The organism is Pseudoalteromonas fenneropenaei (assembly GCF_042643375.1).
Lineage (GTDB): Bacteria > Pseudomonadota > Gammaproteobacteria > Enterobacterales > Alteromonadaceae > Pseudoalteromonas > Pseudoalteromonas fenneropenaei.
In genome coordinates, this window is the sequence record NZ_JBHRSD010000029.1 from 170,128 (window position 1) to 186,356 (window position 16,229).

At 45.2% G+C, this 16,229-nt stretch carries 13 protein-coding genes; 9 read left to right on the plus strand and 4 right to left on the minus strand.

The window, feature by feature from the left end:
- Window positions 1-106: 106 nt before the first annotated feature.
- From ACFOEE_RS15955 to ACFOEE_RS15980, 6 genes are all read left to right on the plus strand, one after another.
- Window positions 107-1,633, plus strand: a complete 1,527-nt coding sequence (locus tag ACFOEE_RS15955) for a GGDEF domain-containing protein (protein WP_377126466.1) — start codon at window positions 107-109, stop codon at window positions 1,631-1,633.
- Window positions 1,634-1,757: 124 nt separating this feature from the next.
- Window positions 1,758-2,879, plus strand: a complete 1,122-nt coding sequence (locus ACFOEE_RS15960) for an ATP-NAD kinase family protein (RefSeq protein WP_377126469.1) — start codon at window positions 1,758-1,760, stop codon at window positions 2,877-2,879.
- Between the two features lie 10 nt (window positions 2,880-2,889).
- Complete coding sequence (locus ACFOEE_RS15965; RefSeq protein WP_377126472.1) at window positions 2,890-3,165, plus strand: YfcL family protein; 276 nt, start codon at window positions 2,890-2,892, stop codon at window positions 3,163-3,165.
- Between the two features lie 540 nt (window positions 3,166-3,705).
- Entirely contained in the window at window positions 3,706-4,269 is a 564-nt protein-coding gene (locus tag ACFOEE_RS15970; RefSeq protein ID WP_377126475.1) for an RNA polymerase sigma factor, read from the plus strand.
- Entirely contained in the window at window positions 4,266-5,084 is an 819-nt protein-coding gene (locus ACFOEE_RS15975) for a HEAT repeat domain-containing protein (protein WP_377126478.1), read from the plus strand. The genes ACFOEE_RS15970 and ACFOEE_RS15975 overlap by 4 nt, the downstream gene beginning before the upstream one ends.
- Before the next feature lie 16 nt (window positions 5,085-5,100).
- On the plus strand, window positions 5,101-5,919 hold the full coding sequence (locus ACFOEE_RS15980) for a DUF4097 family beta strand repeat-containing protein (protein WP_377126481.1): 819 nt from the start codon (window positions 5,101-5,103) through the stop codon (window positions 5,917-5,919).
- Window positions 5,920-5,957: 38 nt separating this feature from the next.
- Here the strand turns inward: ACFOEE_RS15980 and ACFOEE_RS15985 are convergent, their stop codons facing one another.
- The 4 genes from ACFOEE_RS15985 to ACFOEE_RS16000 form a co-directional block, all read right to left on the minus strand.
- Window positions 5,958-7,172 carry an NRAMP family divalent metal transporter gene (locus ACFOEE_RS15985; RefSeq protein ID WP_377126484.1) on the minus strand — a complete coding sequence of 405 codons (1,215 nt, stop codon included), beginning with the start codon at window positions 7,170-7,172 and terminating at the stop codon, window positions 5,958-5,960.
- A 155-nt stretch (window positions 7,173-7,327) separates the two neighbouring features.
- Window positions 7,328-8,710, minus strand: coding sequence for a Na+/H+ antiporter NhaC family protein (locus tag ACFOEE_RS15990; RefSeq protein WP_377126487.1), 1,383 nt, complete (start codon window positions 8,708-8,710; stop codon window positions 7,328-7,330).
- Between the two features lie 266 nt (window positions 8,711-8,976).
- Complete coding sequence (locus ACFOEE_RS15995) at window positions 8,977-9,717, minus strand: substrate-binding periplasmic protein (RefSeq protein WP_377126489.1); 741 nt, start codon at window positions 9,715-9,717, stop codon at window positions 8,977-8,979.
- A 192-nt stretch (window positions 9,718-9,909) separates the two neighbouring features.
- Window positions 9,910-12,543, minus strand: coding sequence for a DUF2339 domain-containing protein (locus tag ACFOEE_RS16000; RefSeq protein ID WP_377126492.1), 2,634 nt, complete (start codon window positions 12,541-12,543; stop codon window positions 9,910-9,912).
- 232 nt (window positions 12,544-12,775) lie between these two features.
- Between ACFOEE_RS16000 and ACFOEE_RS16005 the strand changes: the two genes are divergently transcribed.
- The 3 genes from ACFOEE_RS16005 (at window position 12,776) to ACFOEE_RS16015 (ending at window position 15,955) form a co-directional block, all read left to right on the plus strand.
- Window positions 12,776-14,401 (plus strand): methyl-accepting chemotaxis protein, encoded by a 1,626-nt coding sequence (locus ACFOEE_RS16005; protein ID WP_377126495.1) that lies wholly within the window; start codon window positions 12,776-12,778, stop codon window positions 14,399-14,401.
- A gap of 220 nt (window positions 14,402-14,621) precedes the next feature.
- Entirely contained in the window at window positions 14,622-15,149 is a 528-nt protein-coding gene (locus ACFOEE_RS16010; protein WP_377126498.1) for a DUF2937 family protein, read from the plus strand.
- Between the two features lie 368 nt (window positions 15,150-15,517).
- Entirely contained in the window at window positions 15,518-15,955 is a 438-nt protein-coding gene (locus ACFOEE_RS16015) for a hypothetical protein (protein WP_377126501.1), read from the plus strand.
- Window positions 15,956-16,229: the final 274 nt, after the last annotated feature.

Sequence of the window (16,229 nt, forward strand, 5' to 3'; positions counted from 1 at the left end):
ATTTATAAGCAGTCAATTTAAAAGCCGCCTCGCGCGGCTTTTTTTGTTCTTTTTTTCTTAGTCATGTCTATACTTTATCGGATAAAGGTTGGATTCTGGAAACGCTATGGAAAAAAGGATGTATGCCCTGATAGTTGCGATAGTATTGTTCACTTTGGGCGTAAATTCGCTGGTGTTTTATTGGAGTTCTCAAGTCAGCCGCGGCATTGAAACATTAGACAATGCTTGGCGTAGCGATACCAGCTATGCGCTGCATAAAGCTAAGTGGTTAGCTGAGTTAGAACGGCATTTTGGCTATGGTGGTTTTATTCACCACTTTAAAAACTATATACTGCGCCGCGATGATAGATATTACCAAGCTGCATTGAACGATATTCAACAGCTAAATGTCGCTTTTAATGCTTTCTCGCAATTGACTCAAACCGACCTTGAAAGAGAAGCTTTGCTGGCGCTGCACCAAACTCTGATGTTATACACAGACAACCTGCTGTTAGCGCGTTCAGAGACAAACAATATGCTTTCTACTAACGACTTAGATAAGCTAGTTAAAGTCGACGACGCGCCTGCGGAGCATGCGTTACAGATGCTACGTCAACAGTTAGAGCTTGCCTTTGTGCAAGCGCAACAAGATCAAGTAGGAATAATGCAGCGCGTAACAAGCCGCTCTGAACTTGGTGCGTGGCTTGTTGTGCCTTTGCTATGGGTTGCTGCTGGATTAAATTTGATAGCGTTTTGGCAAGTGTTTCGACTTTTGGGTGAACGGCAAATGTTATTTGATGCCGCACCGGACGCACTCTTTTATTCCAATCAAAAGGGCAAAATTTGTGAAGTAAATCACATTGCCGCAAAAATGTTCGGCTATACCCGCCATGAGCTGTTATCTATGACGGTGGAAGATCTCATTCCTGCGCGTTTTCGTGCCGATCATGTGCATAAAAGGCGCACTTTCAGTGGTAAAACCAATTTACGCCGTACTACAGGATCGGGTCTTCGCATGATCATATTGCATCGCAATGGAGAAGAGATCCCAGTAGATATTGCCATTAGCAGTGTGGAGCTTGGTCATCAGACCTATAACGTTGCGATAGTACGTGATATTCGGGCAGAGCAAGCGCTGCAGCAAAAAGCGGAACGAGACCATCTTACTCAAGTATTTAACCGCCGCCATTTAGATGATTTGCTGTTAGAAGAGCTACAACGTGCCAATCGTTATCATCGTAGGCTGGGTGTGCTTATTATCGACCTTGATCACTTTAAAGCTTTAAATGATAAACAAGGGCATTTACAAGGTGACTTGGCCCTACAGCATGTCAGTGAATTTTTGATCAATTCTAAACGACCAAGTGACGTAGTCGGGCGTTGGGGCGGCGATGAGTTTATGTTGGTCTGCCCTGAGACAGGGCGCCAGGCCGCGCTTAGTTTTGCACTGCGGTTGGTTGAGGATTATGAGCGTAGCAACGACTGGAAACTGACTCTGAGTATTGGTGTTACTGCTTACGATTTAGTGACCGACAAACTCACCCCGCAAATCTGCGTGCAAGATGCGGATAAAGCCCTTTATCAAGCCAAGGCTAATGGCCGCAATCAGGCTGTATTGTATCACCCAGATATGCAGCATTTTATTGGCGAGTAACTTTTACAACCGCTCGGAAAATCCGTACAATCTGCGCCCACAGAGGTGGCCTGTGTGCGTAGTTTGAGTTTGGCTAAGTTTTTATTAGCGCACCAAACAAGGTGATTTTCCGAGGAGTGGCGGTATGCAGTTTAAGTTAGGCTTGATAGTAAACCCAGTAGCGGGTCTTGGTGGCAGTGTGGCTTTGAAAGGCAGTGATGGCGCGGATACGGCGGCACAAGCCTTAGCACTTGGCGCAACACCCCTATCAAATCAACGTACTGCATTGGCGTTAAGCCAATTATTAGCCTATCAATCACAGCTTACCATCTACACTGCAAGCGGTGAAATGGGGGAGCGAATTGCCACTGAGCTTGGCTTTCAAACTGAAGTGATTTACAACGCACCTGTTACGACTACAGCGGATGACACCGAAGCTTGTGCTAAAGCACTCAAAGCCAAGGGCGTGGATTTGATTCTGTTTGCAGGTGGTGATGGCACTGCGCGTAATATCTGTGCCGCGATAGAGGACAGTATCGCGGTGCTGGGTGTGCCTGCGGGTTGTAAAATCCATTCGGGAGTCTACGCTATTACGCCAAAAGCGGCGGGGCGTGTGGTTGAAATGCTGATCAAAGGTGAATTAGTTACCCTCGCCGAAGCGGATGTGATGGACATTGACGAGCAAGCGTTTCGCCAAGGTACCGTGCGTGCTAAACGCTACGGTGAAATGCAAGTACCAAGTGAATTGCGCTATGTGCAGAGCGTCAAAAATGGCGGTAAGGAAAGCGACGAGTTAGTACTTGCTGACATTGCTGCGTATGTCATTGGCAATATGGCAGCGGACGAGCAATATATTATGGGCTCAGGCTCTACTGTCGCAGCCATTATGGAGGAATTGGGTCTGGACAACACGTTACTCGGTGTTGACCTTATTCAAGATCAGCAATTGCTTGGCGCCGATTTAACCGCACAGCAATTGTTGGCCTTTGCGGATAAAGCCCCCACCAAATTAGTGATCACCTTAATCGGTGGTCAAGGACACATTTTCGGCCGTGGTAACCAGCAGCTTAGTCCTGCGCTTATTCGCAAAGTTGGCCGCGATAATATTATCGTGGTGGCAACCAAAACCAAATTACAGGCTCTCAATGGCCGTCCACTGATCGCTGATACAGGTGATGCTTCACTCGACGAAGAATTAAGTGGCTTTATAAAAGTGATCACAGGTTACAATGACCATGTGATGTATGCCGTTGGGCATCAGGAATAGAGGAACAATCATGACAATGCAGCAGTATGTTGATGCAGCACAACAGTTTTTTGATAATTTAGTTGAGACCGCAACTGACGACCAACTTTTTGCTGGTGGTTATTTACGCGGCCACTTTGATCTTGCCGTAGGTTATGCTCAAGTTGAAGGCACTGACTTAAGCTGTGATGAGCTAAACACCAACATTGAAAACAGTTTAGTGAAAGCGTACCGCTCAGGTGAACTGACTGATACAGATAGAGACCACGTGGTAGAAATATGGGAGCAAATTAAAGCGTTAGCTTAATTGCCTAGTTGCGCTGCTAAGAACAAGGGGTAAACCTCGTTCTTTTGGTATTTTAATTGGCGCACCAAGGTGCGCCGGGTATTTAGCATCATTTTATAGCTTGCTGCTTTTGTGTTAACGCAAGATACGGCCAGCATACTCTACCTACTTGAAGTCTCTGCAGTGTTTGCAGTTCCTAATCACATAGATTATCTATGCTGTATGGATTTGTTCACTTGCAGCCTATCTGTAAACTCCAGCTAGCTTGGATATAGCTGATTGCCAGTGAAAAGAATGATCGATACGGGCGAAAATATTACTTGTCAATGCCTCCACCCGCACCACTCAGTTCAGCCAAGATTTCGTACTACAACTTATTGAGCAATTTTAAAACAATAAAGACATATTATTCAGTTGGTTATAGTTGATTGTGGTAAGTAAAAACGAAAATTATGAAAAATTTCATATTGCGCATCAACTTTAATCTTTTCGCTCGGTATAACTAACTGAACAGACAATAAGCGCAAGGCGCAATAAGCATGGAAAGGTGGAACAAATCCAATGCAGGATGACAAACAATTAATGTTAAACGTCCAAAACGGCGCGCTCAATTGCTTAGCGCCGCTGTTTGAACGTTACAAAGTGCGATTGTTCAACTTTTTCAGGCGCACAGGGTATGCGGCGGAAATTAGTGAAGATTTAGTGCAAGAAACCTTTATGCGGGTGCTGGCTTATCGTAGCAGCTATCAAGGTGAAAGTGCATTTAGCACTTGGTTATATGGCATTGCCCGCAATGTTGGAGTTGACCACTATCGTCGCAACAAGGTTTCGGCGCAACATGAGAGCTTTGACGATGACACCGCGAGTAGTTTGCCGACCCTTGAAGAAGACTTACTACACCATAGGCAGCAAGCAATGTTCGACCAAGCGCTCAGTAGTATTCCACATGAACACCGTGAGCTACTAGTGCTGAGCCGGTTTCAGCAATTGAAATATGAGGAAATTGCCAAAGTGACGGATTGCAATCTCAGTACTTTGAAATCTCGGATGGTTAAAGCGGTTGAGCTGTTACAAGCAGCTTATCAGCGCTTAAATTGCGGTCACAAGGTTGAGGAGGACAAATGAATAAAGCAGCTATTATCCAAGCGAAAATCGCCTATTTAAGTGGTCATCAGCCAAGCGACCTTGACCCTGATATGCAAGCGTATGTTGATGGCGATGCAGAGCTGAGTAAAGAGCTTGAGTTTATAACGGCGTTTTGGCAAGTCACCGCGGCTGGAATGGATGAGCGACCAAGTGCACAGCTCGATGCGAGATTTTATCAGATGCTTGAGCAGGCGCATGTCGCGCAAACCGCGTCGCATGAGCAACAAGCGGCTCCAGTAAAGCAGAAAGCGGGGTTAATGGCGAGGCTTAGGCTCAACGTTCTACCAACCCCTGTAATACAATTGGCTGCTTTGGGAGTGGTGTTTGGTTTGGGTTATGGCGTTGGTCAACCTGAGCCACAAGCAAGCTCAATTGCAGCGTTGCAGCAACAAGTTCAGACCTTAAGCAATCGCATGGCGCTTAACATGCTCGCGCAAAACTCAGCCAGCGAACGCTTAGGGGGGGTGTCCTTCGGTCAGTCTTATTTAGAGCAAGACCCAGATTTGAGCGCCGCAATGTTAGCTCTACTCAATACTGACCCTTCAACCAGTGTGCGCTTGGCGGTGGTCGAGAGCTTAAATTCAACAGCGCGGGTTATGGCGATTGAAAGTGCGCTGCTTGAGAGCTTAGTGCAGCAGCCGCACCCCTTGGTGCAACTGGCGCTTATTAAAAAATTACAACGTTTCGGCAGCAGCGATATTTCTGCGGCGTTGCAAAACTTGCGTAAATCAGAGCAACTCTCTGACGAAGCCATACATTATTTGCAATTAATCAGTCAGCAACACGTTATCTAGCAGGAAGGAAATAACCATGAAAATAGCCAAGAATTTAATGATGATAGCTACACTAACCTGTTTTTTCGGTACTTTTAGTGCGATAGCAAAAGACTATAGCTTGGTATTATCCAACCCAAGTAAAGCTGCCAATATCAAAGTGGCAGTCTTAAACGGCGCAGTCAACGTGATAGGTTACCAAGGGGAGGCGGTGATGGTCAGCGCAGACGTTAAACCACTAGACAAAGTTCAGCCAAGTGTTGCCGTCAGCACTGATAAACCAACTGAGCTGAAAAAAGTCAAAGCCGCGACGCCCGCTATTATTTTAGAAGAGCGCGATAACGAAGTGGATATTATCAGCTTATCACGCGAGCAAACCGTTAATTTAACGATAAAAGTGCCAAATAATAGCAACTTAACTGTGCAAGTCAGTAAAGGTGGCGATATTCAAGTCAGTGATGTGAGTGGCGAATTGGAACTGCAAAATGGGCAGGGTGCCATCATCGCAGCGAATATCAGCGGACCGATTGTGGCAGAAAGTGGTCAACAAGATATCAAAGTGACGTTTGTTAACTTTGAACAGCGTCAACCCTCTTCACTTACCTCGCATAATGGCAATATTGATGTCAGTTTGCCAGCAAATGTGAAATCAGATATTCGCGTTCAGACTTACACTGGCGAGGTATATTCGGGGCTTGATACTGAGTTTCAAGCTTTGGAAGAAGTGCGCAATGATGACGATGGCCGCCAACGTGTGGTAATTGGCGGCACTATGGCAACCAAAGTCAATGGCGGCGGTCAGCAATTGTCGTTAAGCACCTATGCAGGGAATGTGTTTGTAAGACAAAAACCCTAACAAAAAGGCAGCATTCGCTGCCTTTTTAGTGCGTTCCTTTAGGCAAATTGCCAATATAAATACAGTAAAGTAAAACCAAATAAGTAAACTAAGCCAAGTCGCGTCAATATTTTCAACCAACCTGTTGGCGCATTGTTTATTGCTGTCATAAGGCGCAGGTTAAAGTAAGCAAAGAGTGGCGTGGTGACAAATGCCAAAGACATGGCAAAGGTGAGCATGGCCTTTAAGTTGGCTTTAAAAAATAGTACTACAGCAAGACCGAGTAAGGCCTGAATAAGCAAAAAGACGTTTAATGTGGTTGGGCGTAAACTGGGTTTCAATAACCGCGCACTTTCGTCTAAGGTGCGGGCATAACCATCTAACACCGTCAAAGTAGTGCCAAACATACATAAAAAGGCAATGGTAGCGACTAAATGGCGCGACCATTCGCCTATAGTTTGAGTGTACATATCAATTAATTGTTTGCTAAACGCGGCGCCGGCTAATTCAATTTGCGCACTGCTGCCATACTGAATAAGTACACCAAGTGCACAGAATATCGCAGCAAGTACCGCGGTGAGTATATAACCGGTATTAAAATCTAATAAGCCTTGGTGTAGCGACAGCGCAGAAGTTCTGGCTTTGGCTTTGAGCCATAAAGAGTTAATGGCTGAAATTTCAATCGGTGCTGGCATCCAGCCCATTAATACCACTAAAAAGCCGAGCATCGCTAATTGGAAAGGGTCCGGTGGGTTGACTGGAGCTGGATTGGCAGGCCCGTTCGCGAGTGCGATAGCAAGCGCTGCGAGGGTTGCTAGAGTTAACAGTGCCATAATGACTTTGCTTGCACTATCAAGCAACTTGTAATGACCAAAGAGCAAAATGGTCATACACACTAGCAGTAAATACACACATAACTGTGATAACTCAATTTGCCAAGGTAGCACGTAGTGTAGCAGGCTGGCGGTAAGCAACAGTACCCCAGCGGTATTAACGATAGCTGCCACGATATTCAAAGCAATGAAGCTATAGAAGATCCACGGGCCTTGCTCCCGATATCCGGCGACTAAGCTCTGTTGGCTACGTAGGGTGTACTCAACCCCAAAGCGGAAGAAAGGGTATTTGAGGAGATTAACGACCAAGATTAACCACAGTAATTGCCAGCCAAAAAGCGCACCCGCTTGCGTGGCCGCAACTAAATGAGAGCCACCAACCGCAGCGGTTGCAAGCAAAATACCGGGGCCAAATCCTTTTAATTTTTCTGCGAATGTCATTGCGTTTAGTCTTTATTGTTCTTATCGGCGAGTTAGTATACTCATTGCATTGATAAATGCACGCGCTTACAAATGTTGCACGGTAACTAAAGCGGGGAAGGGAGTCCACAGGGGGAATATACAGGCTAAGCGTAAAGCTTAGCCTGTGGTAGTTTTTATGCCATTAGCAAGAAGCCAACAAACGCAATTGCAGCTGCAAGTAACGCATAAGGTAGCTGAGTAATCGCATGGCTTACCAGATTACAGCCCGAGCCCTGTGCGGCAAGTACGGTTGAATCTGAATAGAAGCAAGCTTGGCTGCCAAACGATGATGCCGATAACAACGCACCAATGACTAATGGTATATTGGCTTCCACTGCCACTGCCAGCGGCATGACGATAGGAATAGTCACGGCAAAAATACCCCAGCTTGAGCCAGTCGCAAAGGCCAACACCGCCATCGCTAAAAACACCATTGCAGGAAGTAGCTGCGGTGTCATATACGGGCTTAATGACTCAATAACGAATTGCGGTAGCATTAATTGGTCGCACACGTCTTTAAAGATAAATGCCGCGATAACCGTACCAATAGCAGGTAACATGCTTTTAAAACCATCGATCATCTGCTCGAGCATATCCGCTAGAGGCATTAAACGTTGTACCAAGTAGAATGGGATAGTTACGGCTAGGGTTGCCAGCAAACCTTTCCATACATCGATATCAAAATAAACCGTAAAGGCGACTAATAAACCAATCGGCACTAGGAAGTTATATAATTTACCTTGCTCATCAGCATGTTCAAATTCTTGCTCAATGGCTTTGGTCGCGTACTCGTCAGGGGTATGAATATCACGGCGATCAGTTTGTGCTTGTGCAGGCTCGCCACGTTGTGTAGCTAACTCCGCTTTTTTCATCGGGCCAAATAATGGAATAACCCCTAAGACCACCAACGGCACCATAATAACAGCAACCCAAGCGTACAGCATATAAGGGATAGCTTGCATATAAACGCTGATCCCTTCGCCTTCGGCTGCAACACCGTTATCTACCAGTAGCCCACCAAAAAACACAGCCCAAGTTGAGAGCGGCACTAGCACACAGATTGGCGCAGCGGTAGAATCTACGACGTAGGCAAGCATTTCTCGCGAAATCTTAAATTTGTCCGTGACGCGGCGCATGGTTTCGCCCACGGTCAAGGCATTGAGATAATCATCAATAAAAATCACTATACCTAAAAAATAGGTCATCAAAAGCGAAGATTTTGGTCCTTTGGCAAGGCGTATGGCATTGTGGCCAAAAGCCAATGCGCCACCGGTGCGAACGAGTAACGCGATTAAGGCGCCAAAACTGCCGCAAACTAAAATTAACCAGCCAATGGTTTCATCACCCATGACTTTAAGTGAGGCAGCGGCAAAATTGCCTAGTATCGCATTGATGTCTAGCAGTGCCAGACCAACGATTGCGCCCAATACGAGGGCAAGAATAGGGCGGCGAAGCCACACCGCAAGGGTCAACACCACCAAAGGAGGGATAACACTCAGCACGCTAGGTTCGGTCATTATTATTGTCCAATTTAAACGACGATTGCCTAAGCAAATAGGCAAACCCTGCAAAAATCAAGTGAAATTTTGCAGCCATCTGCTTTAAATTGGGCTGGCAGCGTTGCTGTTTACCCCACCTTAAAACATCGGGGCAAAATTACCAGCTTCTGCGTTCACGTCAATTTAAATTTTAAATTAACAGGATAAAAATAATTATAATTATTCATCAATGGCGCATATTCTGTGCGTTAGTTGCGACAAATATGCGGGCTAAAGCTGGGTAATTATTCTTGATACTTTATCGATATGGCGATTTTTTGTGCAGTAGATAACCTTTCTAACGCCTGCTCTAGTTTCTTTGCTTGAGGATAACGGTCAGCACGAAAGCCAATAAACTGTGGCTCAAGATGGAAGATCTCATCCAAAATCATTACAGCTAAATTGAATTTTTTAGCCATTTTAGCAGCCCAACGTTTATCCACCAAAATGGCTTCAACCCGTTCGTTATCTAACACCGAAAAAAATGCTCGGGCCTCTTCGTCGCTTTGTTCATAAAAAGAACGCCTCACTACAGTAGCGCGCATCGAATCGAGCTTATCATACACAGCTTGGGGATAGGGATATTCATCTGCCAAAATGACCCTCGGGGCCGCCTTTAAAAGTTGCGGTAAACTCGTAAAGCGGCCTTTTTTAACGGCAAATGATAATTCCCAGTCGGTATAGGAATTATTCAACATCTGCAAGCCATCAGTTGGGTCAACATGTAAGGAAAAATCTTGAAGTCCAGATTTGACCTCTTCAATACACCGTTTGTATGGCAACTCGATGAAATGTATATAGAAACCGGCCTGTTGTGCGGCTAATTGAATGGTTTCCACCTCAATACCCTTAGGATATCTATCGTCGTCGACATAGCTATAAGGCCACCATCGCTCAAAGCAAATCTTGAAGCTCTCTACCTTTTCTATTGCGCTAGCTGATAAGGAAAGTGTAAAGAAAAACAACAATATCAGAACCAGTTTCATCGCTGTTCCACGCTAAGGTATTCCTAATAGCTTAACGCAGCAACGCAGAGCTGCAAGTTGTTGAGCGCGAATTTGTACACATCCTGACGGTGCCGTGACGGAGTTAGGCGAACTGGTAGCGATTCATTGTACTGTTTTGTGGATGCAACGGCATTGTGGAGCAATTGCGCCCAAACGGGCGCATGTTAAAGATTACATTTGTTTGAGTTTCACCCGTTGGAACAACCAACCTATGCCGACCAAAGACAAACCTAAACCAAGGAAAGAGAGTGCGCGGTAGAGACCTGATAAGCCTGCCATATCAATTAAAAAGGCTTTAACTACCACGCAGAGCAAGATCACAAAGCCCAATTTTAGTGCTTGCTGGTGTTGTTTTTGGGCTGCGAAATACAAAGTACCTAACGCTACCAGTAACCAAATGAGTGAATAACAATACAGTTCAGCTTGCGATGTTGGTAGCGATAAGGTGATAAATTCGCCCTGAAAATACTGACGAATTGCCGCATTGATATAGAGGACTGCCAACAACAGTGCCGCACCACAGCTATAACGGCGGGCTTGTGCAGGTATGGCAACAAAATACACCGTTGCTGCTAAAGTTAGCGCGGGCAACGCCCACAGCAAACTTGTCCAGTTTAATAACTGCATCTCACCAACACTGTGAGCAACCCAAAATGGATTGCCAAACACTGAAATATCAAGATGATAAATTCCAGCTGCAATTAGCAATAAGCCCGCCATAAGCTGATAAGTGTAGGGTCGGCTAGATAAACTGGCACGCCACAAATACACCGCAGCAATCACTAGCCAGCCCAATGCTAGGACCACTTTCTCATGGAATGTCGCATCAAATAGCGCGGGATAAGCACCAAATAACCACAAATTACTCTGGGTGGTAAAAAATAGCGCAATCAGGTGGAGCTGTGCGCCGCGGATAAAATCCTTGAGTGCAGGGCTTTGAGAATACTCGCGTGCCACATGCAGTAGGCCAAATACTAGAGGATAAACCAGCACAGTCCAAGGCAGTGTCAGTATGGTTTCATCGGCATAATCGGCCAACCAAGGCGCAACGCTCAAGCGCAGTAATACGGCTGAAATGGCAGCTTTTAGTAACCAGTCAGGTAAAGTTACATTTTGCTGTTTGGCAAAGTAACAGGCTGCGGCTATTTGCACTGTTAAAGTAACCGACAACATGCTGGCTTCTAGTAATAGCGTAGCGGCAAGTGCTAACAAGGCATTGGCCGCAGTCCAGTACGCCACTTGCTGCATGCCAGCGTTCACTGAGCGGGCAAGCAAAAGTAGCAGTGCACTGATAGCACATAGCTCAAACGCCCAAACAGGGAAAACAAAGCCAAGCTCAGCTTGGGGGGCTAAATAATAAGCGGTCGCAAATAATAATAGTGGACCACTATTGAGCAATATTAATCCTGCATAGCGATGCGAGAAACGGCGATTAAAATCGTGCGCAAGCCCAACAAAAGCCATACTGAGGAGTTGGCAATATAAGTTAGGGCCGCTAAACAAGGATGTTACTTGATCAGTCGTGTAATCACTTGGCCAGTTCCAAAGGGTAAATAGCGCAACTAACACGGCATACAGAGGCCAAGGTTCAAAGGCACTGTGATAGCGCGGCAACCAACACAACATCGCAATAAGGAGTAGGCTCTGGGGCAGCATAGATGAGGCGTTTGGATGGTCTAAATAAAACAGCGCAAAGCCGAACAAGGCTAAAAATAACCCAGCTTGTTCAATTCTAGGCATAAATAGCACCCGCAGAGGCAATACTTCATTACAGCGGTGTTGTAAACGCCAGCCCATTATGGGGAGTAGTACATACAGATAAATGCTACCCAGTGTAAATAATGCGATGGCAACTTGGTGTTGCGCACTGGCATTAAATATGGCGGCAAAATACCATAAAAAGTGACCAGTAAAACAAAGCCAAGCAAGGCGTTTGGCGTTGACACGGGCACAGATCCAACAACTGGCCGCACTTATCAGCATAATGTAGTAGGGAATAATCGTAATATCATTATTGCCACTGCTAACCCAAACGGGCACGGTAAGCGCGCCTAACAAACCAACGTAGGCAAGGAGGGGTCCAAAGCGCAGGGCTAAACTAATGGCGCACAGCGACAGTAGTGCCATCACTACAAACGCGATTGCTGGCGAGATAAAGGCGTAAAACTGTAACGTGGTTAATGTTAAAGCATAGCCCCCAACAAGGCCTCCGCAGGCAAGCGCCGCTGAGATAAGTAAATTGGAGTGATGCTGCGTAACCTGACTGCGGTAATACCACTCGGCAGTACCAAGTAAAGCTGCACTGACTGCGGCACCGAACAATAAACGTAACTGCGGTGAAATTAATCCGGCTTCAATACTGTATTTTGCTAAAAAGATCCCACCAAAAGCGAGCACAACGCCACCAAGCCACAGTAACGCATTACCACTTAAGGTATCGAACACTTGATTGGCAAATTGGCTGGCTCGTTGCCATCGGCTGGTTGGTGATGCTGGTTTTTGTTTAAGCAATGCATCGAATTGCGCACTGCGTTTAGGCATGCTAATCGCGGCATGGTTATCAATGCTAGCTGCGCTGGTGGCTGCTTTTGGGGTATCTAAGGACCCGTGATAGATGATGTCAGGTTGAGGCTCTGTGGCTAAATCTATTTTAGGTTTAGCGGCTAAAAGCTGCTTTAAGTGGCCAATTTCTAACTGCAGTTGGTTAATTTCTTTTTGGTTATTTTTAGTTTGCCAAAGTGAGTAGCAAGCGACCACAAGTGGCAGTAAAAGAAAAAACAACGCCAACACAACTATATTTTCCATATCTAAGACCGTGTTTCCATTTTTTGAGCACTATACGTTGAGCCAAACGTTTGCGCAAACTGACCATGCCTACATGACAGCACATGCGAGCTTAAGTCACCCTTTTCAAAGTGGCTTAATTGACGAGTTGTAAGTCATTATTCGTGAAATAGCAAAAAAGGACAAAAACTGGCTAAGTAAGCGTCTAGCAATAATACTCAATAGGATGAACAAACAGATAGAGAATCGGGCAATGGTATTAGATTTTACAATCAAGCAAAAATTACTGATATTAGTGTTATTGCCGTTGGTGGTGTTTTCGGCCAGTTGTCTGTTTGTGGTCATTGAAATGAATCGAGTACAGCACGACGTTGACGCGATGTTCGAGTCACACCTGCTGCCAGCGCAAGAGTTAACCCTAATCAAAGACGATTTGACGGTTAAGCTGCCAGAGATTTTCCGTCAAACGCGGTTTGGCGAATTGAGCGTGCAAGAGGCTGCAATTCAACTTGATACGGTACGCCAACATGCTGCAAAAGAGTGGCTATTAGTGCGAGACAGCAAGCACGACAACGCGACAGAGCAGCTGCTCATCGCCGCAGAGCAACAAATGGTAGTCATGAATAGTAAGCTCGATACGCTAACAAACCAGCTTTCGTCAGGGCAATTAGCCTCCCTTAGTGAGCAAGTATTTAACCAGCACCTAAATGACGCCGTGTTGCCTATTAATCAGCATTTGCGCACTTTATTGGACGCTCAAGTCAAAGCCGCGTTTGCACTTAAACAAGCGGCCGACCATGATGCCACCTTCACCCGCACTACGATGGAAGTGGCGAGTGTAATGTTGATCTTACTACTCGGTATAAGTGGTGTATTGGTACAACGTGCCATTCGTAAACCTTTGTTTGAATTAGAACGTGCAATTACCAATATTACTACTCATGCTGATCTCACAGAGCGGGTGCAGGTGCAGGGTAATGATGAGTTATCGCGTATTGGTAATGCCTTTAATAACATGGTTGAGAAGCTGCAGCAGTTGGTGAATAGCATACTTTCCGGAGTTATGACATTAAGCGCAGCGTCCGAGGAAATGAGCACCATTAGTCAACTGATGGCAGCAACTTCGCAGCAGCAGGGGCAGCAAACGACTATGATAGCAACTGCGGTAACGCAAATGAATGCAGCAATTGAGGAAGTCGCGCGAAATGCCGTACACACCGCAAGTAAGGCGAGTGATGTTGCAACACTGACTGAACAAGGTAACCAAATTGTCGCGGGTAATATCGCAAGTATTTCCTCTTTATCTGGAATGGTGATGAAAAATGCCGATTTAATTCAGGCGTTAAATCATCAAAGTAACGAGATAAACCAAGTTGTATTGATGATCCAAGCGGTGGCGGAGCAAACCAATTTATTGGCATTAAATGCAGCCATTGAAGCCGCGAGAGCCGGGGAGTCAGGACGAGGCTTTGCCGTGGTTGCTGATGAAGTGCGGCAACTTGCCCATAACACGCAAAAAGCGACGGAAAGCATACGAGATATGATAATGCAGCTACAGAAAATGTCGCAAAATGCTGTAAACGCGATGGGAGCAGCTGAGCAAAGTGCGGAACAAAGCCGCGCTCATGCCGAGCAATCAGCGGTCATTATCAAGCAAATCAATAGCGCAATCGCAGAGATTGTATTGATGAACGCGCAAGTTTCTTCTGCAACAGAACAACAATCAACCGTTGTGGCGGAAATCAGCCAAAACATCAATGATTTCAACGATAGTATCGGCTCAGTCAGCGAAAATGCGCAGCAAAATGCCGATGCGAGCGCAGAGCTGGCAAACTTAGGGGCAAAATTAAAGTCTCAGGTATCTCATTTTTCAATCTAGTTGCGCAAGGCTACTGAAAGGACCCTTAATTTTAGAGGTAGCTGCTTTTACATCGAAAGTAGCTTTAACTCGCTGTCAGCATTGTCATCGCGAATGGTGATTAAATTGAGGTCTCTTAGCTGTCGAATGCCTCACATCGCTCATTTGCTGTTAAGGGGCTTATTTCTATATTTAGAGTTAGCTAGCATGATGCTAGCAAAGTCAAGAATGTGGGAGTGCCATGCGTAAACTATTCGATTACCTCAAGCTTGCGGTACTAATTACAGCGATTTTAATCGGGGTGCAAATTCCAGGCTTTGTCACTCAATATGGCAATAACTTGGCGGCTCGCATGCAAGAATCGCAATTGGCTATTACGGCGTTTCAACATGATGCAGATAAGTACTTTCATGGTGATATCAAGCACTTAATTGCGCATTATGCCAAGCAAAATGACCCAGTTATTGTTTCTGCTGGTGAAAATATTGCGGCGCTATTCGCCAGAAATCAACGCTTATCTGCAGCGCTGCAAGAATTCCAGCGCGCTGCGTATAGTCCATATCTTCATGTGATGTTTAATCCAATCGCTGAGATACGGCAAGACGTATGGCGTAACTACAACTATCAAGTGTTATTGAATGCGTCAGCTATTGCCATTGGCGTTGGTTTTGGCTTAGTCGTATTAGCTGGATTTGAGCTGTTATTATCGCTTTTATGGTTGATATGCAAAGGCATTTTTAGACCTAAATCTATAGGCGCGTCTTCTTAGACTAAATTTAGTGTTCGTTTGGCTAAGTACTACCTCGGCGAGCGTAGGATGTTTTATTCCTCCTGTTTATGATGTAAGCGTTGCAGCAAATTATTGCGTCGTCACAGGGAAAGTTGTTCAGGCATTCAGCACCTCCAAACTAAATCACGATTATTGGCCATAGTGAATAAGCTTGGAAACTAACCATGTTTCGTCAGGGAATTGCTATTGCCGCTTGGACAGGCAAAACGAACATCTATAACGCTGACTAAATTTTCAACGTTTGTTCCTTATTTAGAGATATTTTATTTGTTCTAAGCGCTGATTTAGGCTATGTTCGCGACCGGTTCTATGTCAGTTTGGGACGTAGAAGATGAAAAGGAAGATTTATGAAGTATTCTATCTTATTGTGTTCGTTGTTTTTATTTGGTTGTGCAAGTAGTCAATCGCCTGTTTTTCAGTCAAATGATGTGATGGCGCTACGAAAAGTTGCGGCAGAGCAATATCCACAAAAATTAGCAGTAGAAAGTGAGTTGCTGATCCAAAAGGTTGGGGAACAATTCGGTGCATATTATCTCAATACAGAGTTAGATCACCGCGACCCACGCAATATCTCAATAGATATTCCAGTTAAATTGGTGGCTGAATTTAAGCAACTGCACCAAGTGACGCTAGAAGAGTACTATACAGGTAAAAGAGTACGAGTGATTGGTGAACTTGAACAAGCCATGATTTGTTTTCATCGTGGTGGCTGCGAGCTTAACCGTTACTACTATCAAACCCACATTCAAGTTACGTCGTTAGCACAAATTCAGTTGATGCAATAGCCGCGCAAGGGCAAAGCGCTGGAAAGTTAGTTTTTCCTGCGCCTTAAGCTGCATGTTTTTTAGTCTTGACGGCGTAACGCGCCGCCATTCAACTTCGTTACCGAGCAAAAATCGCTAGCTCTAAGGTTGTTGTTACCGAGCTTTAGCTTCTTTACCTCAACTGATTTTTCTTAAAATTTAATTCTATATAAATCAAAGTCATATTAATTATCTTTGAATAATTTTTGTTCGCAACCTTGCAAGAGAAACAATTTCACGCTTTAAATGAAAGCGC